The organism is Paenibacillus sp. D2_2 (assembly GCF_031199965.1).
Taxonomy (GTDB): Bacteria; Bacillota; Bacilli; order Paenibacillales; family Paenibacillaceae; genus Fontibacillus.
In genome coordinates, this window is the sequence record NZ_CP133605.1 from 4,050,965 (window position 1) to 4,077,327 (window position 26,363).

The following is a 26,363-nucleotide window of genomic DNA, read 5'->3' on the forward strand; positions in this document are numbered from 1 at the left end:
GATTAGTATGTCTATGTTGCTTATTCTAAAGAAAAGGCTTATTAAGAAAAATGGAGATAAGTGACAATCTAAGGGTAAAAAAGTGTTGTTATCTGGTTGTTCACTTTTTATCCCCTGCTCTTCCATTTCGATATTCCGTAGGCGATTCGCCATAATAATTTCGAAATGCCTTACTGAAATAATTTTTATCTTTATACCCCAGCATTTCGGATATTTCCTGAATTTTCAGAGCAGAATCATCCAACAGCATGCAGGCCTTATCCATCCTCACCTTCTGCATATACTCATGAATCCCGAATCCGAATTGCTGCTTGAACAGTTTCATCAGGTATTCTCGACTAAGATAATATTTATCGGTGAACATGGAAATTTTGATATCTTCAAAATAGTGCTGGTCAATATATGCCTTAATGTCCTCGATGTTAAACGGACGATTACTCGCCATCGCCTGACGGATCTGATCGCCATAAAATTCAAGAGTTCGTTCAAGCATTTGTTCGTACTCTCCTAAAGTCGTGAAGTCTGCGGACAGACCGACGTTAGCAAACGAACTACGTGAACCAATAGCGAGCAGCTGATCCGAGGCTGCACCCAAATCTATCGCCATGTCGTTAAAGAGAACGATCATTTCGCGGATTGCCCGCTCCGCTTCGCCGATCGCGAAATAATCAGCCTCCCTAATTTTTTGCGTTAACTCACTCAGAATGATCTTCGCCTGATTGATGTTTGCGGATTCCAGAGCATTTCGTATAGCCGTCATACGATTCGTAAAGGACAACACCTCGGAATGGCCTGTCTTCTCCTTAGAAGCAAAGGCGTTCGCCCCCTTCAGCTTAAGCAGATCAAATCCATAAATTGCAGCTCTCGCTTCCTCATAAGAATCCGCCAGTTTGGAGACTTGTTCATACACTTGTCCGATTCCTGCCACCGATACAATGCCAAACAGCTCGCTTAGCATCTGTCCTACTTTTCTCATCAGGAAATCCGCCCGGAAAGCCAGATCCTCCGGATACCCACCCCGCATCGTAAATACAGCGATAATTTCCCCATCCTTCCTCGGATCGGAAAAGCTGAAGCAGATCGTATCATCCATGGCGACTTCGTTGATCACGTTCGCCACAGCGAAATATAGCAATTCGGAATCCCGATTGAATCGCTTGTCACGCACGACCTGCATGTTTAGTAATTTTAATACGAGCGCACCAAAGCGGTTATCTTCTCGATCCGCGCCGATCAGAGGGAGAAAAGCGAGATTGTTCTGTTGCTTAAAGGAGCGTTCGATAATCGACAAATAAATTTTCTCCTTCAGCTTGGGCAAAGACATGTTGAAGGCGATATTCCTAGTGATTAGTTCGCTGTGGCTCTGCCGCTTCGCTTCCAGCACATTTATCGCCTTGCGGAGCGCTTGATTAAGATCCTGCCGATTAATCGGTTTAAGCAAATAATCAACGACCTTGGAATGGATCGCCTGTCTCGTAAATTCAAAATCGTTATACCCGCTGATCACGATTGTTAGCAACTCGGGGTAGTCGCGCTCTACTATCCGTAGAAACTCGACCCCATTCAGTTCCGGCATCTTCATATCCAGCATGACCAGATCTGGATGGTGCTTGGCAAGCAAATCCAGTCCAACTACTCCGTCGGTCGCCTCCCATACTTCTTCGACCTCGAGTCCTTCCCAATCTCCCAATATTTTGATAGCCTCGCGTAGCGGCTCCTCATCATCAATGATCAATACTTTATACATAGCCCGCGCCTCCCCGTGGTATTCTCATCGTCATTTCTGTTCCGGACTCGTCGCTATGAATCGTTAGCCCATATGGATCGCCATACAGTAGCTTCAGGCGAGTATTCAAATTTTTCAATCCGATATTCTCTCCTTCCTGCTCCTCCCACTCGACTTCCAAAGTTCGTAAAATTTGCTCAAGCCTGTCCGAAGGAATGCCCGGCCCGTCGTCATAGACCGAGATCACTGCAAAAGTCTCACTAACCTTGGCCTTAATTTCAATCGTAACTGGCGCGGACACCTTCTCGACCGCGTGCTTAATCGAATTTTCCACCAGTGATTGCAGGGATAGCTTAGGAATTTGCAGCTCCATCAACGACTCATCCCAATCGATGTTCACTTGAAGCCGGCTGCCGAATCTCGCGCTTTGCAGCGCCAAATATCTCTCAATATGTTTAAGCTCTTCTCTAGCATAAATAATATCTTTACCACTGATACTGTACCGCAGCGTTAAGGCCAGGGCATCTACCATATCAGCAACATCATCATTTCCGCTCTTTAAAGCTTTTGTTGATATGGCCTGAAGTGCATTATAGAGGAAATGAGGATTAATTTCCGCTTCCAGCGCTTTTAGAATCGCATTCTTCTCCACCAACTTCATCCGATAACGTTCATTGATCAGATCATTTGTTCGCCGTACCATCTGATTGAAACGATGGGTTAAATAAGCGATCTCATCCTTCCCTTGCACCGGTGCTTCCACATCAAACGTCCCTTCACTGAACTGGCGCATATGCTTTGAAAGCCGATTTAGCGGTTTTGTAATCGCATTCGAAGTAAGGGTAACGAGAATAACCGAAATAAACAGAAATATTAAGCCGATGATATAGCTCAAATTTCTCGCTTTGGTTGCGGCCTTATAAATGGTGCTGTAAGGAATCGGCTTGATCAACTTCCAGCCATCCTGTTTCCCGATATCGTATACAACAAGGTAGCGCTTTTCTCCATCCTTCCAGGTAACAGGACGCGCCGCCTTATCGCTGATCGTCCGAAACCATTCTGCCGAGCTAATCGCCTCGTAAGTATCCAAATCATCCATATGAAAAGGAACATTATTCGGATCGAGGAACATCAGATGCTCCCCTTCCTCGAATGGAATATCGTTCATAATGACATTTTTCACCGTTGGCTTCAAATAGAATGATAGAACGGCTCTAGGCTCACGCGAAGCAATAGAGCGCAGCACGCGATGATAACCCATAAATTTCGGCTCAGTCTCCATCTTGTAACCGCTTTTAGCATCAGGCGCAACGAATGATTGGTAGGAACGATTTTGCGGGCTGTTCATCGCTTCTTGATACCATGGCTGCTTGTCGATTCCTTCTTGATACCCGACCCGGACCGTAATATTGTAAGCCTCTCGGGTAATCGAATAATATTTGTGTTGGTCGATCAAATATAAATAGATGCTCTCCAAATCTTTACGACTGAAGAACATATCCCGTAAATAATCTTCAAGATACATTTTCGAAGCATAGTCATCGCTTTCACGTATGACCGCCCGAATTATATCGTCATATTTGTTGTAAGGAAGAGAAAATTCTTCAATTCCATCTAAATAATCCTCTAGCTTTTGGTTTACGAGCATGAGATTGTTCGTCGTACTATCAATGCTGTTATTGACCGCTTCCTTCTGGAGCATTTGATAGGATATGACCGTGAGCGAACCCACAATAAGAATGATCATTGATGTGAAAAGCAGGATAAGCTTATTGACCAATCTACGGGATACCCTCTGTGTAAACGACTTTATAGCTGCTGATAGTCTTCTTATCATTGCTGATCCCCCTCTTTACAGCGCTACAGTTTACCTTTTTACCCTTAACTGTTTTCTTATGTCCATTTAGACATATTCTTTGCTGAATTATAATCGATTGTAGATAAAAACGACAGAGTGTATAGAAATCTAACTCTCATGTCTTAAAAAGATTGTCTTAAAAAAACGTTACTAAAAAGAGGTGCGATATGTTAAAAACGGGGAGAAAGTGGACTGAAAGGCTAGAATTTGGGGCTTTTACGCTGCCTGTTCTGATCAGTGTGATTGCTGTATTCTATTATCCTTTTATCATGACGATTCGATATTCGTTAACCAAGTGGAATGGGATTTCCAAACACCCGAAATTTGTAGGGCTGGACAACTTCAAGCAAATTTTCAGTGGTGATACTAACTTCATGAATGCAAGCTGGTTCACGATTAAATATGCGATTCTGTATATCGTTCTTGTGAACGTACTGGCTATATTGCTGGCTCTGGTTCTAGATATGAAAATGAAGAGCACCACCTGGCTAAGAGCTGCCTTCTTTATTCCTTACATTCTTAGTCTGGTTATCGTAGGATTTATCTGGAAATTCATTTTCATGCAAGGCTTTGAATCATTGGGGGCAAGCACAGGCTGGGGATCTTCAAGCTCAGTTGGCTCGGTGAACAGAATCTAGCCTTTATCTCTGTTCTGCTTGTCTCCATTTGGCAATCTGTAGGTTTCTATCTCGTTATTTATATCGCTGGTCTGCAATCTGTACCGGAAGATCTGAAGGAAGCTGCAAGAGTAGATGGTGCAGGACCAGTTCGTCGTTTCTTCAGTATTACGCTTCCGCTGCTTGCACCGTCCATCACCATTTCCGTGTTCATGGCATTAACAAACTCCATCAAAGTGTTCGATGTCATCCTGTCCCTGACAGGCGGTGGACCAGGCGGTACTACATATAGTGTCGCATATGATATTTATCGTGATACGTTCCAGAACAACCTGTATGGCTATGGATCTGCCAAGGCGTTGATTCTGTTCGTGGCCGTGCTAATCATCACGGTGATTCAATTAACGATCTTCAAGCGCAGGGAGGTTGAGGCATAATGAAGAACAAAAAAGCAGGACTTATCATCTTTGAAGTAGTTATGGTCATTCTCTCACTATTGTTCTTGTATCCATTATTCTTGACCATTATCAATTCTTTGAAAAGTTTCTCCGAAGTCATGACGGACGTCATTGCTCTGCCAAAAAGTCTGACCTTCGCGAACTATAGCTATGTATGGAAATATATTAATTATCCACGACTGTTCCTGAATAATACGATCATTACTGTATTAGGTCTGGCAGGGATTATCTTAATATCCTCCATCGCTGCTTATAAGCTAGCCAGAACAAAATCAAAGTTGAGTACTCTGATTTATTTCCTTTGTATTACACCTATGCTTATTCCGTTTCAATCAATCATGCTGTCCGTATTGCAAATGTCCAAGACTTTCCACCTCTCAGAAAGTACATGGGGGCTTGGGATTCTATACTGGGGCTTTGGTGCACCATTGGCCATGTTCATCTATCATGGCTTTGTGAAGGGAATTCCGAATGAGATCGATGAAAGTGCCAAGATTGACGGCGCTTCCGGCTTCCGGCTCTTCTTCCAGGTTATATTCCCTCTCTTGAAGTCGGTAACGACGACAATCATTATTATTAATGTCATGTGGATCTGGAATGACTTCCTGCTTCCACTCCTGATGGTTAACGGATCGCCGACCACGAAAACATTGACACTGGCTGCCTACACCTTTGTCGGACAATATACGTCGGACTGGCAATATGCCATGACGGCGATGGTTATGGCCGTTCTGCCATCGATCATCGTGTTCATGTTTCTGCAGAAGCACATCGTCAAAGGCGTGGTTGCCGGAGCGGTAAAAGGTTAAGACTCTCCGAAAATCAAACGATGCGATCACGGCAAAAGAGCCGGGTAGCGGTATTTTCAACCACTGCCCGGCTCTTTTTATGCCGCTAAATTTGGATATACTTTCATCCACCCTCCTGGTTTGATACAATTCACTTAAGTACGTGTTCAACTTCCGCTAAATGATTAAAACGATGAAATGAGGTTAATTCGATGAGAGACGAGATTATCAACAGATTTACATCCTATGTTAAAGTCGATACGCAGTCTAATGAGGACAATCTGGTCTGCCCATCTACACCTGGGCAACTCACGTTGGCCAGACAACTCGTAGAGGAGCTGGAAGCCATCGGCATGGAGGACATCACTCTCGATGATAATGGCTATGTAATGGCTACTCTGCCGGGTAATACAGTGAAGGATGTTCCCGTCATCGGATTCCTAGCTCATCTAGATACCGCAACGGACTTCACCGGTACTAACGTGCAGCCGCAGATCGTGGAATCTTATGATGGTGGAGATATTGTATTGAATGCAGCTGGTGATATCATATTGTCTCCGCGTGACTTCCCTGAGTTGAGCAATTACAAAGGCCAAACGCTCATTACAACCGACGGTACAACCCTGCTCGGTGCTGATGATAAAGCCGGCATTGCCGAGATTATGACCGCAATGAACTATTTGATTCAACATCCGGAAATCAAGCATGGCGCCATCCGCGTCGCCTTTACACCAGATGAGGAGATCGGCCGCGGCCCTGACCGCTTTGATGTGGAGGCCTTCGGGGCAGAATTCGCATACACCGTGGACGGTGGGCCAATAGGCGAGCTGGAATATGAGAGCTTTAACGCCGCAGCTGCAAAAATAACCTGCAAAGGGGTCAGTGTCCATCCCGGATCTGCAAAAGGCAAGATGGTCAATTCGGCCAAGATTGCAATGGAGTTCCAGGCTATGCTGCCTGCAGAAGAAGCGCCTGAGCATACCGATGGTTACGATGGTTTCTATCATCTGTCCTCAATCAAGGGCGATATAGAGCAGACCCGGATGCATTACATCATTCGCGATTTTGACCGTGAGAAATTTGAGGCCCGCAAGGCTAAAATGCAGAACATCGCCGAAGAACTAAAAGCAAGATATGGCCCGGGCAGAATTACCCTCGACCTACGTGACCAATATTACAATATGCGTGAGAAAATCGAGCCTGTCATGGACATCGTAGATGTAGCTGCTGAAGTCATGAAAGATCTAAAAATTGAGCCGATCATCACTCCGATCCGTGGCGGTACCGATGGCTCGCAGCTCTCCTATATGGGACTACCGACACCGAATCTATTCGCTGGCGGCGAGAACTTCCATGGTAAATTCGAATATATTTCCGTGAATAGTATGATCAAAGCGACCGAGGTCATTATCGGAATCATCCGGAAATTTGAAGAAAGAGCGCAGTCTTAATTAGACTGCGCTCTTGCGCTTTCCATGAACTTGTCTGCGATTATCTTTGCAATGCGACCTTCGGAGTATCAAACCGTTTTCCTACAATCGGAGCTAATTTCTCTAGATCCTGTAGCAATGCAGCAAATTGATCCGGGAATAAAGATTGCACACCATCTCCAGTCATTGAATTATCAGGGTCGGTATGCATCTCGATAATGAGTCCATCCGCCCCGGCTGCAACCGAAGCCTTCGTCATTGGCTCAACCAATTCACGCCGTCCTGTACCATGGCTTGGATCTGAAATGACTGGCAGATGGCTGAGCGATTGAAGCACTGGAATGGCCGATAAATCAAGTGTATTGCGAGTGTAGGTTTCGAAAGTGCGGATACCACGTTCACAGAGCATCACATTCGGATTCCCGCCGGCAAGAATGTACTCAGCAGCATTCAGGAACTCATCGTATGTAGCACTGAAGCCCCGCTTAAGCAATACCGGCTTGCCGCAAGTCCCCAGCTTACGCAGCAGATCGAAATTTTGCATATTTCTCGTACCCACCTGAAGTATATCCGCGTATTCTGCGCATATATCAACATATTCTGGTGTCATCACTTCCGTAATCGTCAGTAGACCATGCTTCTTGCCAGCTTCGGCCATCATCACAAGTCCTTCCACACCGATTCCCTGGAAGCTATAAGGACCTGTACGAGGCTTAAATGCGCCTCCACGAAGCACCTGCCCTCCAGCCGCTTTCACCAGACCGGCAATTTCATCAATTTGCTCCGGAGATTCAACAGCACAAGGGCCACCCATGACGACCAACTCTCCACCGCCGATCTTCACATCACCGATCGAGATCACCGTATTTTCCGGATGGAAATCACGGCTCGCCAATTTATACGACTTGGATATTTTAATAACATTCTCAACATCCTTCATTTGTCGCAGATGCTCGGCAAGCTTCGGCTCAATGCTTCCGATAAGTCCGATCACCGTGCGATCCTCTCCTCGCGAAACATGGACCTGCAGTCCCTCTTTCTCAATAACAGCAATAATCTCCTGAATTCGCTCCTCAGGTGTACGATTTGAAGTTACGATGATCATATAATTCCTTCCCTTCCATATTCATTGAGATCATATAGAGATAATTATTAAAAGCTTCGCTACTGAAAGTCTGACTGTTGAATTCACACTTATTATATTGTTACCATACTTTCGCACTTAGACGCTTGTTCGCTTTTATGCTTTTAACCATTAAAGAAAATATACTCTATCCGATCTCTTCCGTCAAGGCTGGCCAAATAAACGTCAAGAATGAAGGAAGAAATAAAAAGGTAAAACAAAAGGAGCTCATAAGAGCTCCTTTGATTTACCGTATACATGAATCAGGTTCCGGACTTTATTTCTTAGCAACTTTAATCGGCGGAAGCAGCTTCTGCATATTAACCGTTCTTACGATTTCCCAAGTGGACGGATCCTCTGGATTGTACTGCTCCAAATAATTGACGACTTCTTTGGTGATAGGTGTCGGCGTGGAAGCTCCGAAGTCACCGCTACCTTGTTAACACCCTGCAGCCATTCCTGTTTGATCTCAGTTACATCAGAAATCCGGTATGCCGTCACACCAGCGATCTCCTCAGATACTTGAGCAAGACGATTGGAGTTGTTGCTGCGCGGATCACCTACGACGATGACCAGATCAGCTTGGCCCGCCTGTTCAGCGACCGCTTGCTGACGCATTTGAGTAGCAAGACAGATCTCATTATGCACCTCAGCCCCTGGATATTTCTCAAGCAACTTCTTCATGATGTGTTTGATATCCCACTGGCTCATCGTCGTCTGATTCGTAATAATGATCCGATCCGACGTAACATGAAGATCAGCGATTTCCTCTTCCTTCTCGATCAGATGAACATGATCCGGAGCGACCCCGATCGCACCTTCCGGCTCTGGATGGCCTTTTTTACCAATGTAGATGACGTCATAACCATCAGCCACCTTCTCCTGGATCAATACATGGGTCTTAGTCACGTCTGGACAAGTAGCATCTACCGTGGTCAGTCCTTTCTCACGGGCCAGCTTTCTCACTTCTGGAGAGACTCCGTGAGCTGTGAAGATCACGGTTCCACTCTCGACCTGCTTCAGAATCTCCATCCGATTTGGTCCATCCAGCGTAATAATTCCTTCATCCTCAAAAGAATTGGTGACATGACTGTTGTGAACAATCATACCCAGAATATATATAGGTCGCGGAAGATCGAGATTTTGAGCAGCCTGTCTGGCTAACACCATCGCATCGACGACTCCGTAGCAATAACCGCGCGGGGTAATTTTGAGTATTTCCATGAAATATTACCTTCTTTCCATACGCCCCTGCTAGTGCGTGTTCAAAAAACCTCTACTAGCGAGAGAAGCGGATAATACGAATCCTCCCTATTATATCCTATTCAGGCAAGGCATTAAAGAGAGCCGGGAGCCAGATGATAAATGAGGTCCCTTCGCCCAGTTTGGTAACTACTTCAACCGATCCATCATGTTCATCGATAATCCACTTCGCAATTGATAATCCAAGCCCAACTCCCTGAATAACGCCGCGGGAAGGATCAGCTCGATAGAAGCGCTCGAAAATATGTGGAATCTCGCTCTTATCCATTCCAATACCGGTATCCGTGATCCGGATGCCTATCTGCTCTCCTTGTCTTGCTGCATCAATCGTTACACTGCCCTCAGGTGTATATTTAAAGGCATTCTCAATGAAAATGAATAGCAGCTGCTGCAAGTAGTCCTTATTCCCCATCACAGCGGTACCCTTAACCGCATCAAGATTCCCCTGCAGCCAAGCTGCATTGCGGGGAAGGAACTGTGCCCTACGGACGACTTCCTCAATCAATGGTGAGAGAGGCAGCGGCTCTTTGTTGATCGTCTTGCCAGCATCGGCCCGGGCAAGCGACAGCAGATCATTAACCAGACCACTCATCCGTCGCGATTCATCGGCGATATCTGTAATCGCCTCTAGCGTATAGATGCGCTTCTGTTCTTCGTCCAGCTCTACCCGTTTTTCACTGCCCTGCCCCCACATTTTCTGCAGCAGGTCAACATTGCCGCGAATCGTCGTTAGCGGCGTCCTCAGTTCATGAGAAGCATCGGAGACGAAACGGCGCTGCGCTAAATAAGCATCATCCAGCTCATTATAGAATCCCTCGGTACGCTCTAGCATTCGGTTGACCGTCCCGATCAACTGACCAATCTCATCATTTGGTCCCTCATAGTCGATTCGAACACTCAGATCATTTCCAGTCTGAATCCCATTAGCCGCCTCAATCACTTTGCCAATCGGCGCCATTGACTGGCGGGCCAGGAACATTCCCAATGTTGCGGCAAAAACGATCGAAATAGATGAGCCAATTAATAGCACAGTTCTGACCAGATCCAGCAATCGTTCTTCTGCCCGGTATAGGCTCCCAGCTGAAGCAGGTGAACTACGTTATTGTTTTCATCTATTGTCAAAGGGCCTTGATACAGTAAGAAAGAGTTTTGACCAACATGAACCCTCTGAAACCAAGACCTTTGATTCGGATTCGTCTGTTTCTTCAGGGAAGCTGCATCGGGTACAGGAAACTTCATATTGAGTTCCTGCATATTTAACGACTGTGTCAAGGATTTGTCCAAATAATTGTAAACTTGTGCGTAGATTTGCGCATCCTCCAGACGGGTAGCTTGGCTTTGGTCTATTTTAACGCTCAGATTATTAGTTACATAGAAACTTGATCGAACCCGATTAGCCTGCTCCTCCAGCCGATTCTTCACTTCTTGATACGTGTAGAACCTTACCAATCCATAGAACGAAGCGCCGAACAAGATCAATACGACTGCCAATATGCTAGTATACCAAGCGGTGAGCCGTAATCTTATCGACATGTTCTTAGTCCCCTCTCAGGATGTAACCGGCGCCGCGAATCGTCTGAATAATGCGTTTCCCGCCGAACTCCTCCGTCTTCTGTCTCAGCATGGCAACATAGACCTCAAGTACGTTGGATTCACCGCTGTAATCATAGCCCCAAATTTTATCCATGATCAGATCCCGAGTGAGCAGACGCTTAGGATTCTGCATGAACAGATGCAGCAAGTCGAATTCCTTTGCTGTCAGTTCCAGCCTCTCTCCAGCACGAATAACTTCACGCGAATCGAGATCCATAATAATATCCTCGAAGATCAAGCGGTGCTCGCCCGTCTCTCCGCCCCCCTGATCCTTCCGTCTGAGCAGCGCACGGACCCGAGCTAACAGCTCCTCAAGCGCAAACGGCTTGACTAAATAGTCGTCCGCTCCCATATCCAACCCTTTAACACGGTTCTCTACCTCATCTTTGGCCGTCAACATCAGTACCGGTACTGCACTTCCGCCCTCGCGCAATCTGCGGCATACTTCAAAACCATCCACCTTCGGCATCATCACATCCAGAATGATCATATCCGGCTCTGCCGTCATCACCATAGACAGCCCGTCCGCGCCATTCTGAGCCGTATATACATCATAACCTTCAAACGCCAGGCCGCGTCGCAGCATGGAAGTAATCTTCTCATCATCATCGATAACTAGAATAACTGATCTCATTGCAACCTCCTATAATCAAGAGCCGTATGTAATCATCGTATACAAAGCTCTCCTCTATCTCCATATATACATTCTATCAGAACTTAAATATAATCTTAAACTTGCCGCAAAAAGGCGGCAAGCCCAAGGGCCCGCCGCCTCCTTACGCCTAGGATCAGACGCATCGACCTGCCGATAAGAGGTAGTTCAAAAAGTCCACTTTTGATCACGAAATGAATCAAGAAGTAACTCGGCTTCGAATCTTGAATTCACCCGGGCCTTCCGGTGCTGAAAACCAAACTTTCTGAACACACACTATTACTGAATATTCGAGAAGTCGTTCTTATTGCCAATCTTAATCTTCAAATCCATCTTGTTGCCGTCACGGACAATATTGAAGGTGACTTCATCTCCGACGTTTTGCTTCTGAATATATTCGATCAGTGATTCCTTGGTAGCAAATTTCTTACCATCGGCTCCTGTAATAATATCGTACGGACGAAGGTCTGCATTATAAGCTGGCGATTTGAATACAACGCTGGATACCACCGAGCCTTCCTTCACATCTGAACCCATTTGGGCTGCCACTTCATCACTCATCGTCATCAGTGTAGCGCCGATGAATGGAACTGGTTTTTCTGGAATCTTCTCGTTATTTTTCAACTTATCAATAACTTCTTTGACCGTACTGGTCGGAATCGCAAATCCGATACCTTGAGAGTCTGCACTGACTGCAACGTTAATCCCTACAACTTCACCATTCAGGTTCAAGAGCGGGCCGCCCGAGTTACCTGGGTTGATCGATGCATCAGTTTGCAGCAGATGTTCATACTCGCGATCTTTCTCGCCGTTCTCACCGGCGATGGTGATGCTACGCTCTTTCGCACTAAGTACGCCCGTTGTAACGGTATGATCAAAGCCTTTCGGGTTCCCGATCGCAACCAGCCAATCGCCTACTTGCGAGTTGTCTGAGCTTCCAAGTGGTATGGATGGGAAGTTGTTATTGCCCTCGATCTTCAGTACAGCGAGATCCAGCTCATAGCTTGTGCCAAGTACCTTGGCTTCATATGGCTTCTCAGTATCCTGCACCGTTACTTGAACCACATCAGCATTATGAACTACGTGTTCATTGGTCAGAATATAACCGCTCTTATCGAAAATAAATCCTGAACCGATGCCGACTGGAACCAGCTGATTCGAATTAGAGGAAGAACCACCGCCATCACTATTACCATTACCATTACCGTTGCCTCCGTTTGAATCTTCACCGAAGAAGAAACGGTAAAACGGATCATCGTTATATGAGTTACCACGGCTTGATTGTTGCTTACCTGCCTTAACCAGTGTCTCAATCTTAACAACCGCCGGACCAGCTTCCTTAACAACACCTGCTACATCCGTAGAACCTGCGACCGGATAAGAAGTGGTTGATGCCTTCGTACCAGAATCGCTACTGTTATGACTCATATTCTGTTCAGCCACAGCTGGTGCTGATGAATTCCCCGTGAAGATGTGAGTATAGTCTGCGAATGCCATCCCTCCACCCATGATCAGCATGCCTGCGAGGAAGGCAGCGACGATAGATTTGACAGAGGATTTCTTCTTGGGCTTATTGAACTGCCAGTTACCTGAATTTTTAGGTGGTAGCGAACCTCCCCCACCATTCAATGCACCAGCGTCTTCAGCTGAGGAACGGTAACCATATGTGTTAGGCAACTGTTTCACCGGCTGCGGTCTCGTAATTTCTACATCCTGTATGGGATCCTCATTAGTAGAGTAATTAGAGTTCGTTCCTTCCGGCTCCTTGCTATAGGATTGGAATGGACCGTAGGAATAATAGTAGGAAGCTCCGGAATCCTGGGTTCCTTGCGATCTATCACTTTCATTCTCTTTAAACGGTTGACCCGATTTGTTGTTATCCTCTTCCATGATTGATATACCTCCTTCCCCTTAGTACTGCAGGGGTAATTGATTGTTTGAGTTGTTATCTCGTTTACATTTATTATTTTCTACTAATAACCTTAAACATACCTTAAAAACAATTAAAAAGGAGATAAAAGCGGAAGAGTTAACTAACCCACCCTTGACGATGAGCATAAATAGCTAATTGAGTACGATCCTCCAGATCACATTTCATAAGCAAATTACTAACATGGGTCTTGACCGTCTTGATACTGATATGTAGTTCTTCTCCAATTTCTTTGTTGCTCTTCCCTTCGGCAATAAGCAGCAGCACTTCTTTCTCGCGCTCAGTCAGATCCGTGTCATCACCCTGTACCGTCCGTTGACGAAGGCCACGTGTTAGTGCTTGAGCGATCTCACCCGTCATGACCGGCATACCGCGACTGGCCTGCTGCAGAGCATGAATCAATTCATCTGCAGACACCGTCTTAAGACAGTAACTGACCGCTCCGGCTTCTACGGCCTGCACAACCAGATCATCCTCAATGAAACTCGTTAAAATGACGATTTTGATTTGCGGAAAACGTTCCAATACTGCTCTTGTCGCCTCTACTCCATTCATAACTGGCATCATGAGATCCATTAATACTATATCAGGTAATCCATTCTCTGAACTAGCATTCATGAAGTCAACCGCTTCTTTTCCATTTCCTGCTTCTGCGATGACATCAAAGAGGGGATCCATCATTAAATAAGTTTTAAGCCCCATTCTAACCATATCATGATCATCAACAATCATTACCTTTATTTTATCACTCATTTACTGCCGCCTCTTTTCCCGTTTCGAATTTCGGAATATGCACGCGGATGGTCGTCCCCGCTCCCGGCTTGCTAATAATTTCAACATGACCACCAAGCTTCTCGGCCCGCTCACGCATGGTAGTCAGTCCATAAGACCCCGGCCTCTGAGTAGTGCTGCTAAAACCCTGGCCATCATCACTAATACTTAGTGTTACCTGTCTTGGTCCCTCTTTAAGCGACATGCTGACTACCTTGGCGCCGGCATGCTTAACGATATTAGCCATTGCTTCCTGAATGATTAGGAACAATTGATGTTCCTTGGCTTCCGACATATCCCCTTGGATATCAAGGTCCTTCATCCCTTTAAGACCATTCTGCCGACAGTAATCAGGGAACCACTGATCGAGCGCTTCTGCGAGCGACTTACCCACGAGCTCCATCGGTCGGAGCTGGGCGATCAATGCACGCATCTGCTTCTGCGCCGTATTCGACATCAGAATAAGCTGTTCCATCACCGTCTGTGCCTGGGCTGCATTGTTCTCCAATACTTTCGGAAGCGAGGAAGCAGCCATATGGATGGCAAATAACTGCTGACTGACTGTATCATGCAAATCGCGGGCAAGTCGGCGTCGCTCCTCTAGTACCGCAAGTTCAGCTGCTTGCTCTTTCTCTACAACCTCTTGCTCCCCAAGTTGCTGCAGGAGCTGCATCTTCTTCTCCACCGCATCCGTCATATTATTGAACTCCTGATATACTCCGGCAAAGGATTGATCCAGCGTCTCAGGCATACGTACGGATAAGTTCCCTTTTGCGGCCTGAAGCATATTCAGATGTAGTAGATCGATCCGCCCCTGAATACGACGGCCGGCAATATAACCGATAATCAACGTTAAAATGACGATAGCTATCGTCTCATAGAACCAGACATGGGGATCACCAATGAAGATGATCCCCGCTCTAACACCGATATAGGAAGCTATGGCTGCCAGACTTCCTGTCAACAGGAAGAATCCGAGCAGCTCCCATTTTGTATTTTTTAGAATCCGTTGAACGATCATATTATCAACCCACCATATTTACTTTGACGTCCCCGATAAATACGCTGACGATCAGCTTTACTTTCTTATTGGCCTCATTATAATATGGGGTCTGCGCTTTAATGTTGCTCATGAACCCGCCCTGTTTCTGTGAGAAGACAGACAGGTCGCCGATAAACGCGCTCGAAACGGCTACAACGCCGATATCCATATCGTCAGGCACGAAGATCTTCACATCACCGATAAATGCTGAAATATGAATCTTCGTCTCGCCATAAGGAATCTGTGCCTTAGTTAAATCGATAATCGTATCTCCGATAAAATGGGATATATTCATCGGATGGAGCTGGAAATAGTCCTGACCGAAATGAACATCGCCAATAAATCCTGATTTGTTAATCGTCTCTTTGGAGCCAAACGATCCATGCATTCCATGGCCTTGCTGCTTCATATCAAAATGACTATCGTCAAACTGATCATAATCAAAATTCCCCGGACCCATTTTCTTGTCTTTCTTAGGCTTCTCCATCGCATCAAAGATCGAGTCCAGCGACGATTCCATTTCCGTAATTGGTGGAACCGGTGGTTTCGGAGGTGCTGGAGGCGGGAATGAAGGCTCCTTAAACCTCGGTGAACGTGGTTTGAACAGCAAATTAATACCGGCAATAATCAACACGAGTGGCAAGAAGAACTTGAAGAACTGCCCAGGATCAAGCTGAACTAGGTCTAAATTCTTGGCTAGAAAATAGCCGCCAATCGCAATCAAAATCACACTCCCGATCAAACTGCCTCCGCGCCTGTCTCCATTTGCAAAGCTGGCGATACCGCCTAAAATAAGGAATACTGGCCAGAATGTCGAGAATAGATAACCTATACTTATATCCGTATAGCCTAGGATATTCATTATAAAGATGCTACCGATTGATATTAATAAAAGCCCACCGATCAAGCGACCTATGTAGCTATGTTTCATTTTTGTCCCCTCCATCGTACTTGTCATCATTCTAACAACAGTGTACCGCATTCCAATGACGAGTAACAGCGGCGCGGGATGGAACATGCTATCGGTCTCGAGACCGAGGTGTATTACTTTTTTTTACAAAATTCAACCATTCCTATGCAAAAAAGGGCGCCCTAACGGGTGCCCTGAAATCTTGTTGTATCTCTCGTTATTGTACGTGAGAGCCCTGTTTATGTTTGGCATTACGAGAAACCTTTTTAGCAGTGGTAGTTGTCATGTTCTCCTCAGCGAACTCAGCATTGAACTTCTCGTTAGGTGTTTTATAGCCAGGAGAAGATGCTTTGTTTTTTTGATTTGGCACAGATTTCACCTCCCTTGCACTTTCGCGACAAGATATTTCTTCTTATCGGACTTAGTGGAGCGTCCATCCAACGCACCACCCTTATTATGCAAGCAGTTCAAGCAAAATATGCACCAATCGATGCCGAGTCCACTCCTAGATACACTTAAGTAATCAAAAGCGAATTTTTGAACTTTCACATTAAATCAAGTTCAAAAATTCGCTTTTCAGCACCGAGAAGGTTGAATGAAGCTAGGGTCCGAGGAGCGGAGCGTACGTAGTTTGTACGTGAGCACCGGAGGACCCGGCTGAATTCAAGATTCGACGTCGAATCTGCTACCCGAATCACATCGTGTTAGATATAGAATTTTATACGTTATCAGCAGAGCTGATGAAATTCTATATCGCAAGAAAACCTACCTTTAAATCGCGGTCGCTCATCCTTGAATTACTTCGATCGGTTTTCTTATCAAAAGAGAAATTTTGAACTTCCTCTAAACAGCTTCGTTCCAGAGGTTTTCGGGGATCTCCTTATTAACCTCCATCGCCTTGCCTAACTCGCGCAGCATAGCCTCCGTCAGCTTCCCATTCCCTTTACGTATCACCTGAACCTCGACTTCCTTCTTACCCCATTCTTTATAGACCTGTTTGGTCGTCTTGAAATACAGATCAATCTTCTTGCCTTTGATTGCAGAGCCTTTGTCTGCTACGACCCCATAGCCATAATCAGGGATGTACAGAATCGTCCCGAGCGGGAACACCTTCAGATCGGCCGCAATTGTGGAGACTGTATTTTTATCGCGTCGTACCTTTACTCCTGAATATGTGATGCCGTATTCCGGGTGATTAGGTCGTTTACCAGTCGATTCATAACCCGCAGTATATCCCGTAGCCATCACCTTTACCGTCTTCACTTTCTTCTTGACCTGCTCTACCTTCTCAGCCTTATCCAAATTCGGTTGTAGCGGCCTTTGTATCGAATCCACCGACTTCGGCGTCAATACGGTTTGCGGCAGGACAGCCGGATTTCCGAATGTTTCCCGCTTGGATTGAACCTCCAGCAAACGCATCATTTCATAATACTTCTTCTGTTCATAGTATGGATCTGAATACGATATATTCGTCACATTTGCCGATTTAGCCGCCGCAGGAATATGATCCAGTGATATTCCGTGCAGCAACAAGCCCGTCAAAATACTTCCTAATACAATTCTTTGCCATAAAATAATTTGGCGCATACGAAAAACCTCCCCCTTATTCCAAGAGGTTTTCCATATGCGCCGCATTTATACATTCAATTATTAAAAAGCATTGTCTCCGCTTTCCTCATCACTTAAAATGACCAAAATTGCGGATTATATGAATATCTAATTAAAGTGCGTGTTCAAAAAGGCCAGTTTTCAGCACCGAGAAGGTTGAATGAAGTTAGGGACTGAAGGAGCGGAGCGTACGTTTTGGGTACGTGAGCACCTAAGATGTTTCCGTAGGGAACATGACTTCGTAAGCATCCGCTTAGGCCCAGCTGAATTCAAGATTCGATGTCGAATTTTCTTCCTGATTCACTTCGTGATCAAAAGTGGACTTTTTGAACAACCTCTTAAATAGTGTGGTTGACGATGTCATTCTTCAAAGAAGCTACTACATCATCAAGAGGCTGCGCACCCAAATCTCCTTCGCCACGCTTACGTACGGATACTGTACCGCTGTTCTTCTCATTCTCACCAACGACGAACATGTATGGGATCTTCTCAAGCTGGGCTTCACGGATCTTATAGCCAAGCTTCTCATTGCGCAGATCGCTCTCGGCACGAATGCCCCCAGCACGCAATTTATCCTCTACCTGACGTGCATACTCCTCGAAATGAGCCGATACCGGAATGACCTTCGCTTGTACCGGGACAGCCAAAGCGGCAAATTACCAGCAAAGTTCTCAAGCAGGTATGCAGTAAACCGCTCCATCGTACCAAGAATACCGCGATGCAGTACAACCGGACGATGCTTCGCGCCATCATCTCCGACATATTCCAGCTCGAAGCGTTCAGGCAACAAGAAGTCGATCTGAACCGTGGACAGTGTCTCTTCCTTGCCCAGAGCGGTCTTGATTTGTACGTCTAGCTTCGGACCGTAGAACGCTGCTTCGCCTTCTGCCTCATAGAATGGCAAGCCTGCTTCTTCTACAACCTCACGCAGCATCCGCTGTGCAGTATTCCACATTTCATCGTTCTGGAAATACTTCTCTGTATCTTGTGGATCGCGATAGGACAGACGGAAGCGGTATTCTCCAATACCAAAGTCGCTATATACTTGCTTGATCAAGTCAAGCACACGAGAGAACTCGCTCTTGATCTGATCAAGACGGCAGAAGATATGCGCATCATTCAGCGTCATTGAACGAACGCGGTGCAAGCCTGTCAATGCGCCCGACATTTCGTAACGATGCTGCATACCGAGCTCGGCGATACGGATCGGAAGATCACGGTAGCTGCGCATATCGCTCTTAAATACCATCATATGGTGCGGACAGTTCATCGGACGAAGTACGAATTCTTCATTATCAACTTGCATCCGTGGGAACATATCCTCTTCGTAGTGAGCCAAGTGGCCCGAAGTTTTGTACAGCTCGGTGCTACCGAGTACTGGAGTATAGACATGTTGATAGCCGAGGCGTTCCTCAATGTCTACAATATAACGCTCAAGAGTACGGCGCAGAGTTGCTCCTTTTGGAAGCCAGATCGGTAGACCTTGTCCAACCAAATTATTAAAAGTAAAGATGCTCAGTTCTTTACCAAGCTTACGGTGATCGCGTTTCTTCGCTTCTTCCAGCATATGCAAATGCTCGTCCAGCTGAGCCTTCTTCACAAATGCTGTACCATATATGCGTTGCAACATCTTATTATCGCTGTTACCGCGCCAGTAAGCGCCAGCTACACTGAGCAGCTTGAAGATTTTGATCTTGCCTGTGGAAGGCACATGTGGTCCCCGGCACAAGTCGAAAAATTCGCCTTGATCATAGATCGAGATCTTCTCGCCTTCCGGCAAGTCGCGGATCAATTCAAGCTTGTAAGGGTCACCCACTTCAGTGAAGATTGCGATTGCTTCTTCGCGGCTCACTTCACGGCGTGTGATCGGCAGATTCTCGCCAATGATTCGCTCCATTTCCTTCTCGATCTTCTGCAGATCTTCTGGATTAAGCGGGTGTTCCAGGTCCATATCATAGTAGAATCCATCTTCAATCACTGGACCTACGCCAAGCTTAACCTCTTTGCCGCCGAACAAACGTTTTACGGCTTGAGCCATTAAGTGAGCGCAGCTGTGGCGCATAATTTCTACACCATCCTGCGAATCCAGCGTAATGATCTCTATCTTCGCCCCGTCTTCCAGCTTCGTGTTCAGATCAACGGCTACCCCATTCATTTTTCCAGCCACCGCATTCTTGCGTAAGCCGCTGCTGATCGATGCCGCTACATCTTCAAAAGTACTTCCCTCTGCATATTCCCGGACCGAACCATCCGGCAAAGTAATCGATACTGCCACTTTTATTTCCTCCCTCACAATGTTTGGCCGCTGGAAGCGGACATACAAAAAACGCCCGTCCCGCGAAAGGGACGAGCGTTATTTTACCGTGGTTCCACCCTTATTCGACCGCCTCAACTAACAACGAGACAAGCCCTTAATTAAGCATTGTGTAACGGTAATGAACCGGCTATTCCTAATACGGATACCGAGCAACAGCCAAATCAGCTATAAGCCCATTCTTCCTATGGTTCGGAACAGCAGCTACAAAGGGGTAAACAGGAACGAATCTGAAGGGACTTCCAGCCTAAGTTCCCTCTCTCTGTACAGTTCAAAATCCGGTTCATATCTTTGTCATCGCTTTTATAGGTAATTCAAAAAGGACTTTTGATCACGTAGTGAATCAGGAAGTTTCTCGGCATCGAATCTTGAATTCACCCGGGCCTTCCGGTGCTCACGTACACACTACGTACGCTGCGCTCCTCACGCCCTGCTTCATCCAACCTTCTTGGTACTGAAAACCGACTTTTTGAATATAGACTAACGTGTAAATTATATAGCGATACTGTTCTACAGTCAAGAAAATGGACTAGTTTATACGGCTCATGGGCACTGATCCCTCGACCTCTCCGATTGATGGAACATGGTACACTGTGGACACTGCGAGCAGATCTCCACCCGTTCTCCGAAAATACGGCAAATCGTCGAGATCATCTGCATTTCCGGCCATGGTGTATGAATCAAAATACGAACCGGCGACAATGAAATCAATGAGCTAACCACAGCGTTTTCCATCTCCAGCTCTTGATCATCTATTCGCGCTACCATGCCTCCACCAGAAGGAATATGGATGGATGTGAAATTTTCATCGAGAATAACAAATTCTTGATCCTTTTTATGCATCAGATGAACGAGCGGGGTCATCGGCTCCTGAAAATGGACAAAATACTGCAGCAGACCGATGAATTCTTCATACTGCTTATCGAGTAGAAGCTCATCCACCGCGTAATCGATAATTTCATCCAGTTTGTCCCTGTACTCCTGTAACCGGAAAGTGATCAAACCATCCACATGCACAAAAGCGCTTTTCAATAAATATTTCTTGAGCTCCTTCTTAATCAAGGAAATCCGCGTTCGTCTAGCAGAAAGACCTGCTTCATCCGTACCCAGCAACCTTAGGCTCTGCTTCGATACAGCCTCATAATCCTCCGCCGAAGCGAAGGTATATTTTCTGGATAACATCGCGGACACAATAGCCGCTTCCTTCACCTCAACTATATAGCGCGCGATCCCCTCTGTTAACCGTTCATGTCCATTTCCCCATGCCGGGTCGGAGTATTTATGTCCGTGTGAAGTTTCACCAGATATTCCAATGAGAACATCCATGATTTTTCCGTCTGTGGAGTAGCTAATTGCTGACTGACCTGAGTCAATATACAGATCCTGTCCTGAGAAACACTCTGTAAAGCGAGCCCCCGACTCTGCACCGTCAATATTGATCCGAATTGTAAAAAAATCCATGGACTTTCCCCCTTCCGCTTCCTCTTCACAAGTATATGGTGAGGAGAAAACGGATATACGGATCAAGCCCATGGAATGAAAGGCAGACTTTCCAATGTTACCTAGACCATATGTGGAATAGGTTTGGAGCGATCTTACGATCGCCTTAGCTGCTGCTTAGTTCTGCATCACAAAATCTCGTTCTACATGAGATCCCGAATCGAACACACGTAGAATATCATACTTCGTATTACGCTGTGCCGGGATTTTCCCTGCTTCACGGATAATGGAGAGAATCGCTTCAATATTTACTTTATAAGTTGCGCCAGCAGATGAGACAACATTCTCTTCGATCATCGTACTGCCAAAGTCATTGCAACCATACTGTAAGGACAATTTGCCGACCTCTGGACCCATAGTAACCCAGGAAGACTGCAGATTCTTAATATTATCAAGGACAATCCGGCTGATCGCTACCGTCTTCAGGTAAGATTCCGGTGTTTGTCTCTCTTTCTTCAAGTTCGTATTATCCGGCTGGAATGTCCAAGGGATAAAGGCCAGGAAGCCTTCCGAAGCATACTGGTTCTGGATGCATTTATCCTGAGCTTCACGTACACGCATTAAATGGAGTGCACGCTCTTCCATGGATTCACCAAATCCGATAACCATCGTCGCTGTCGTGTTCATACCAATCTTATGTGCGGTCTGCATCACATCCATCCAGTCTCTCCAAGAGCCTTTCAGGCGGCTGATCTTCTGCCGTGTGCGGTCATCAAGAATCTCTGCGCCACCGCCCGGCAAAGAATCAAGGCCAGCAGCGTGAATTTGCCGCAATACTTCTTCAAGTGAGAGGCCTTCCGATACTTCCTTCATTTTCATAATTTCCGCTGGAGAGAAGGAGTGCATAGTTATGTCAGGGAATTGAGTTTTGATTTCTTTTAAAAGATCCGTATAATAGCTGAATGGCAGATTAGGGTTTGTTCCGCCCTGCATCAAAATTTCCGTCCCGCCGACATCAATGGTTTCCTGAATTTTCTGCAAAATGGTCTCCGTTGGCAGCACATAACCTTCTTCCGATCCAGGCCGACGGTAAAATGCACAGAATCGGCAATAAACGTCGCAAATATTAGTGTAGTTCACGTTGCGACCGATGACAAATGTTGTCAATGGTTCCGGATGTTTGCGCTCCATAAGGATGTTCGCTACATGCCCCATCTTCTCAATTTCATCGGATTCGAACAAGGCGATCGTCTCCTCCAGGTTGACGCGTTCCCCCTTAAGTGCCTTATCAAGTATATGATCAATTGCTGTCATATATTGCCCTCCCTTGCTTCAATAATAAAACAATCACATATGCAGTGATTTTCAGATAAATTTATCCTATCATACTCAAGCCCATAAAAACAGCACCAGTCTAGGATCAGGTGCTAAGTGATAAATTGTTAGATCGCACTGCTGTTCAGCGCTTGTTCCAAATCGGCAATCAGGTCATTAATATCTTCAAGCCCGACTGAAAAGCGCAGCAATCCATCGCCGATCCCCCGCTCCAGCCTTACTTCCCGTGGCATGGAAGCATGCGACATCATCGCCGGATAGGACAGGATGCTCTCGACAGCACCGAGACTAACTGCAACGAGTGGCAGTTTGACTCCGTTAAGCAGTTTTTTCGCGCGTTCCCCAGAACCCACATCGAAGGAGACAACTGCACCATATCCCGTTGATTGCTGTTCATGAATAACCCTCCCTGGATGCTGCTCCAATCCAGGATAGTAGACAGCTTCAATATCATTTCGGCTCTGCAGCCAATCCGCCAGTTTGCGGGCGCTGATCTCACTGTGCGCCATTCGTGCACCTAGCGTCTTCATCCCTCTCATGAGCAGCCAAGAATCTTGTGCTCCCAATACTGTTCCAAGCCCATTCTGCACATATTTCAGGCTCTGGGCTAGCTCTTCAGTACGTGCAACGGCTAGACCCGCCAGCACATCACTATGTCCACCAAGAAACTTGGTCGCACTATGTAGAACGATGTCTACGCCAAGCTCAATTGGGCGCTGATAATATGGCGTCATAAAAGTGTTATCGACAATACTGAGTATGCCTTTTTCCTTTGCCCAAGCAGCAATTTCAGCCATATCGGTAATTTTCAGCGTAGGATTAGATGGCGTCTCCATATATACTGCCTTCGTATTTGGTCTAAGAGCCGCCTTCACTTGCTCCGTATCAGTCATATCCACGAAGGTCGTCTCGATATTCATACGGCTCAGCACGTTCGACAACAGCCGATAGGTTCCTCCGTAGACGTCCTCCGTCACGATCAGATGATCTCCCGCCGAGAACAGCATGAAGGTCGTCGATATCGCGGCCATACCGCTAGCGAAAGCGAATCCCCTCACTCCACCTTCTAATACCGCGATATAATCCTCCAATGCCTGACGTGTTGGATTCCCTGAGCGGCTATAATCATATTCCGGAGAATTATAGATATCATGATGATGAAAGGTAGAGGCTTGATATATCGGTACACTCGAAGCTCCCGTACTGCGATCTAATTCACCACCGAAGTGAATCAATTTAGTCTCAAACTTGCGATCTGGTTCATCGCTCGGATAGAAGTTACTCATAGTTTTCTCCTCCTTCAACCTCAACTCTGGCTGCTTCCAGAGCCTGACTCAAATCTCCGATCAGATCATTAACATGCTCAATCCCTACGGAAAAGCGCAACAACCGATCATCAACACCTACTGCCTCACGAATCTCAACTGGAATATCGGCATGAGTCTGTACCGCCGGATAAGTCATTAGCGATTCGACACCGCCAAGGCTCTCTGCAAATGCAATTAGCTTAAATGTCGCAGCACTGGCTCGACATAGCGAGCGTCCGTTACTTTAAAGGAGAAGATGCCTGTGTTGCCACTGCTCTGCTTATTTTGAATTTCATAGCCTGGGTGATCTGGTAGAGCCGGGTAGAATACCTCTGCCACCTGCGGATGGTTCTGTAAATATTTTGCAATCGTTAGCGCATTGCTCTGGTGACGATCCATCCGCAATGCCAGCGTCTTCATACCTCTCATGAGCTGATAGCTGTCAGAAGGGCTAAGTACTGCGCCTATAGAATTGTGTAAGAAGGACATCTCGGCAGACAGCTCCTCCCCCTTGGTCACGATAATTCCAGCTAATACATCATTATGTCCACCCAAATATTTTGTCGCGCTATGGACTACGATGTCTGCCCCAAGCTCAATCGGCCGCTGGAAATACGGTGTAAGCAGCGTATTATCGACAATTGTCAGCAATTGATGCTGCTTGGCCCAGCTACTTACTTTACCGATATCAGTGACCATCATTAGTGGATTTGTGGGTGTCTCGATGAATACAGCTTTTGTATTCGGCTGACGAACACTTTCCAGCTTATCCAGATCATTCGTATCCACATAGGAAGCTGTTACTCCGAATTTCGCCAATATTCGTTCAAGCAACCGATATGTACCTCCGTACAAATCAAGCGATACAATCATGTGATCTCCTTGGGCGAATATCATAAATACTGTCTGTAGTGCCGCCATACCGGAGCTACAGGCAAACCCAGCATCTCCGGATTCCAATTCAGCCGCCGCTTGTTCGAGTACGGCCCGTGTCGGGCTCTTCGTGCGTGCATAATCGAATCCAGTGCTCTGTCCAAGCCGTGGATGACGAAACGCTGTTGCTTGATATATAGGATAATTGACCGCTCCCGTCACCGGTTCCTCCACCGAGCCGATTTGTGCCAATTTACTCTCAATATGCCACTTCTTATCCATCCCAATCTTTCCTCTCATTATTTATATAGGTTGTTTAAGTCCGACTTTTATACACGGGACTTAAATCTCATATATGAAGTCTTTCGTCTCATCAATGTCATAAGGTGTCTCTTGATACACATAGTAATTGAGCCAATTGGAGAATAATAAGTTTGCATGTGATCTCCAGGTAGACACCGGTGTCTTGGAAGGATCGTCTTTCGGATAATAGTGAAGCGGCAGATCAATATCGAGCCCCTTGGCGACATCACGATCATACTCCCATTTTAAGGAGCTCGGATCATATTCGGAATGACCCGTTACGAAGATCTGCTTCCCATCTTTTGTAGCGACGAGATAAATACCTGCCTCCTCGGATTCCGCCAGAACCTCCAGCTCATCTCTAGCTTCAATATCCGTCCGCAATACGTCGGTGTGACGAGAATGAGGCACCTGGAACACTTCATCGAAGCCGCGCAGCAGCTTGACATGCGGTTTATTTACCGTATGAGGGAACACGCCAAAGCACTTCTGTTCCAGAGGTATTTTGCGTACGCCAAAATGATGATATAACCCGGCTTGTGAAGCCCAACATATATGCAGGGTCGAAGTAACATGGGTCTTGCTCCATTCGAAGATCTCCTGCAGTTCCATCCAATAGTTCACTTCTTCAAAATCGAGCTGTTCGACCGGAGCACCTGTAATAATTAGGCCGTCAAAGCGACGATGCTTGATTTCATCAAACGTTTTATAGAACATTTCCAAGTGCTCAGCCGATGTATTCTTTGATGTATGAGAGCTTGGGTGCAATAACACGATATCGACCTGCAGCGGTGTATTCCCGAGCAAGCGTAGAATTTGTGTCTCCGTCGTTTCTTTTGTTGGCATAAGATTGAGTATCGCAATGCGGAGTGGCCGAATATCCTGACGATATGCCCGACTTTCATCCATCACAAAAATGTTCTCCTGATTCAGCACTTCCTTGGCCGGCAAATAATCCGGGATCTTGATTGGCATAATGTTCCCACTCCTCATTTCATAGATTTGAATACAAACCATTTGTC

At 46.1% G+C, this 26,363-nt stretch carries 16 protein-coding genes and 5 pseudogenes; 3 read left to right on the forward strand and 18 right to left on the reverse strand.

Features of this window, described 5'->3' with window-relative positions:
• Nucleotides 1–100 precede the first annotated feature (100 nt).
• Nucleotides 101–1,747 (reverse strand): response regulator, encoded by a 1,647-nt coding sequence (locus RE628_RS20720; protein ID WP_309154809.1) that lies wholly within the window; start codon nucleotides 1,745–1,747, stop codon nucleotides 101–103.
• Nucleotides 1,740–3,563, reverse strand: coding sequence for a sensor histidine kinase (locus RE628_RS20725; RefSeq protein WP_309154810.1), 1,824 nt, complete (start codon nucleotides 3,561–3,563; stop codon nucleotides 1,740–1,742). The genes RE628_RS20720 and RE628_RS20725 overlap by 8 nt, the downstream gene beginning before the upstream one ends.
• Before the next feature lie 188 nt (nucleotides 3,564–3,751).
• Here RE628_RS20725 and RE628_RS20730 point away from each other — a divergent pair.
• The 3 genes and pseudogenes from RE628_RS20730 (at nucleotide 3,752) to pepT (ending at nucleotide 6,898) form a co-directional block, all read left to right on the forward strand.
• Nucleotides 3,752–4,638 (forward strand): annotated as a pseudogene (locus RE628_RS20730) (carbohydrate ABC transporter permease).
• Nucleotides 4,638–5,468, forward strand: coding sequence for a carbohydrate ABC transporter permease (locus RE628_RS20735; protein ID WP_309154811.1), 831 nt, complete (start codon nucleotides 4,638–4,640; stop codon nucleotides 5,466–5,468). The pseudogene RE628_RS20730 and the gene RE628_RS20735 overlap by 1 nt, the downstream one beginning before the upstream one ends.
• A 191-nt stretch (nucleotides 5,469–5,659) precedes the next feature.
• On the forward strand, nucleotides 5,660–6,898 hold the full coding sequence (gene pepT / locus RE628_RS20740) for a peptidase T (RefSeq protein WP_309154812.1): 1,239 nt from the start codon (nucleotides 5,660–5,662) through the stop codon (nucleotides 6,896–6,898).
• Nucleotides 6,899–6,938: 40 nt separating this feature from the next.
• Here pepT and aroF read toward each other — a convergent pair whose 3' ends face one another.
• The 16 genes and pseudogenes from aroF to metA form a co-directional block, all read right to left on the reverse strand.
• Nucleotides 6,939–7,982, reverse strand: coding sequence for a 3-deoxy-7-phosphoheptulonate synthase (gene aroF, locus RE628_RS20745; RefSeq protein ID WP_309154813.1), 1,044 nt, complete (start codon nucleotides 7,980–7,982; stop codon nucleotides 6,939–6,941).
• Between the two features lie 295 nt (nucleotides 7,983–8,277).
• Nucleotides 8,278–9,224 (reverse strand): annotated as a pseudogene (locus RE628_RS20750) (4-hydroxy-3-methylbut-2-enyl diphosphate reductase).
• Nucleotides 9,225–9,321: 97 nt separating this feature from the next.
• Nucleotides 9,322–10,796 (reverse strand): annotated as a pseudogene (locus RE628_RS20755) (ATP-binding protein).
• A gap of 4 nt (nucleotides 10,797–10,800) precedes the next feature.
• Nucleotides 10,801–11,490, reverse strand: coding sequence for a response regulator transcription factor (locus RE628_RS20760; protein WP_309154814.1), 690 nt, complete (start codon nucleotides 11,488–11,490; stop codon nucleotides 10,801–10,803).
• Between the two features lie 297 nt (nucleotides 11,491–11,787).
• Nucleotides 11,788–13,398 carry a S1C family serine protease gene (locus RE628_RS20765; RefSeq protein WP_309154815.1) on the reverse strand — a complete coding sequence of 537 codons (1,611 nt, stop codon included), beginning with the start codon at nucleotides 13,396–13,398 and terminating at the stop codon, nucleotides 11,788–11,790.
• Between the two features lie 139 nt (nucleotides 13,399–13,537).
• Complete coding sequence (locus RE628_RS20770; protein ID WP_309154816.1) at nucleotides 13,538–14,191, reverse strand: response regulator; 654 nt, start codon at nucleotides 14,189–14,191, stop codon at nucleotides 13,538–13,540.
• The gene (locus RE628_RS20775; RefSeq protein WP_309154817.1) at nucleotides 14,184–15,230 is read right to left on the reverse strand and encodes a sensor histidine kinase; all 1,047 of its coding nucleotides are present in this window, start codon (nucleotides 15,228–15,230) and stop codon (nucleotides 14,184–14,186) included. Before RE628_RS20775 ends, RE628_RS20770 begins: the two co-directional genes overlap by 8 nt.
• Nucleotides 15,231–15,234: 4 nt before the next feature.
• Nucleotides 15,235–16,182 carry a cell wall-active antibiotics response protein LiaF gene (liaF, locus tag RE628_RS20780; RefSeq protein WP_309154818.1) on the reverse strand — a complete coding sequence of 316 codons (948 nt, stop codon included), beginning with the start codon at nucleotides 16,180–16,182 and terminating at the stop codon, nucleotides 15,235–15,237.
• 196 nt (nucleotides 16,183–16,378) lie between these two features.
• Entirely contained in the window at nucleotides 16,379–16,531 is a 153-nt protein-coding gene (locus RE628_RS20785) for a hypothetical protein (protein WP_309154820.1), read from the reverse strand.
• 473 nt (nucleotides 16,532–17,004) lie between these two features.
• Nucleotides 17,005–17,748 (reverse strand): 3D domain-containing protein, encoded by a 744-nt coding sequence (locus RE628_RS20790; RefSeq protein ID WP_309154822.1) that lies wholly within the window; start codon nucleotides 17,746–17,748, stop codon nucleotides 17,005–17,007.
• Nucleotides 17,749–18,107: 359 nt separating this feature from the next.
• Nucleotides 18,108–20,044 (reverse strand): annotated as a pseudogene (gene thrS / locus RE628_RS20795) (threonine--tRNA ligase).
• A gap of 582 nt (nucleotides 20,045–20,626) precedes the next feature.
• The gene (locus RE628_RS20800; protein ID WP_309154823.1) at nucleotides 20,627–21,544 is read right to left on the reverse strand and encodes a putative sporulation protein YtxC; all 918 of its coding nucleotides are present in this window, start codon (nucleotides 21,542–21,544) and stop codon (nucleotides 20,627–20,629) included.
• 156 nt (nucleotides 21,545–21,700) lie between these two features.
• On the reverse strand, nucleotides 21,701–22,837 hold the full coding sequence (mqnC, locus tag RE628_RS20805) for a cyclic dehypoxanthinyl futalosine synthase (RefSeq protein WP_309154824.1): 1,137 nt from the start codon (nucleotides 22,835–22,837) through the stop codon (nucleotides 21,701–21,703).
• A gap of 128 nt (nucleotides 22,838–22,965) precedes the next feature.
• Complete coding sequence (locus tag RE628_RS20810; protein WP_309154825.1) at nucleotides 22,966–24,144, reverse strand: trans-sulfuration enzyme family protein; 1,179 nt, start codon at nucleotides 24,142–24,144, stop codon at nucleotides 22,966–22,968.
• Nucleotides 24,137–25,320, reverse strand: a pseudogene (locus tag RE628_RS20815) (PLP-dependent transferase). The gene RE628_RS20810 and the pseudogene RE628_RS20815 overlap by 8 nt, the downstream one beginning before the upstream one ends.
• A 60-nt stretch (nucleotides 25,321–25,380) precedes the next feature.
• Nucleotides 25,381–26,316 carry a homoserine O-acetyltransferase MetA gene (metA, locus tag RE628_RS20820; protein WP_309154826.1) on the reverse strand — a complete coding sequence of 312 codons (936 nt, stop codon included), beginning with the start codon at nucleotides 26,314–26,316 and terminating at the stop codon, nucleotides 25,381–25,383.
• Between the last annotated feature and the right edge of the window lie 47 nt (nucleotides 26,317–26,363).

Coding starts and splice junctions, on each gene's coding strand:
- mqnC (WP_309154824.1), bottom strand. CDS start 22,837: ATGACAGCAATTGATCATATACTTGATAAGGCACTTAAGGGGGAACGC.
- aroF (WP_309154813.1), bottom strand. CDS start 7,982: ATGATCATCGTAACTTCAAATCGTACACCTGAGGAGCGAATTCAGGAG.
- RE628_RS20725 (WP_309154810.1), bottom strand. CDS start 3,563: ATGATAAGAAGACTATCAGCAGCTATAAAGTCGTTTACACAGAGGGTA.
- RE628_RS20760 (WP_309154814.1), bottom strand. CDS start 11,490: ATGAGATCAGTTATTCTAGTTATCGATGATGATGAGAAGATTACTTCC.
- RE628_RS20735 (WP_309154811.1), top strand. CDS start 4,638: ATGAAGAACAAAAAAGCAGGACTTATCATCTTTGAAGTAGTTATGGTC.
- RE628_RS20810 (WP_309154825.1), bottom strand. CDS start 24,144: ATGAGTAACTTCTATCCGAGCGATGAACCAGATCGCAAGTTTGAGACT.
- liaF (WP_309154818.1), bottom strand. CDS start 16,182: ATGAAACATAGCTACATAGGTCGCTTGATCGGTGGGCTTTTATTAATA.
- RE628_RS20770 (WP_309154816.1), bottom strand. CDS start 14,191: ATGAGTGATAAAATAAAGGTAATGATTGTTGATGATCATGATATGGTT.
- RE628_RS20720 (WP_309154809.1), bottom strand. CDS start 1,747: ATGTATAAAGTATTGATCATTGATGATGAGGAGCCGCTACGCGAGGCT.
- RE628_RS20775 (WP_309154817.1), bottom strand. CDS start 15,230: ATGATCGTTCAACGGATTCTAAAAAATACAAAATGGGAGCTGCTCGGA.
- RE628_RS20790 (WP_309154822.1), bottom strand. CDS start 17,748: ATGCGCCAAATTATTTTATGGCAAAGAATTGTATTAGGAAGTATTTTG.
- pepT (WP_309154812.1), top strand. CDS start 5,660: ATGAGAGACGAGATTATCAACAGATTTACATCCTATGTTAAAGTCGAT.
- RE628_RS20800 (WP_309154823.1), bottom strand. CDS start 21,544: ATGGATTTTTTTACAATTCGGATCAATATTGACGGTGCAGAGTCGGGG.
- RE628_RS20765 (WP_309154815.1), bottom strand. CDS start 13,398: ATGGAAGAGGATAACAACAAATCGGGTCAACCGTTTAAAGAGAATGAA.
- metA (WP_309154826.1), bottom strand. CDS start 26,316: ATGCCAATCAAGATCCCGGATTATTTGCCGGCCAAGGAAGTGCTGAAT.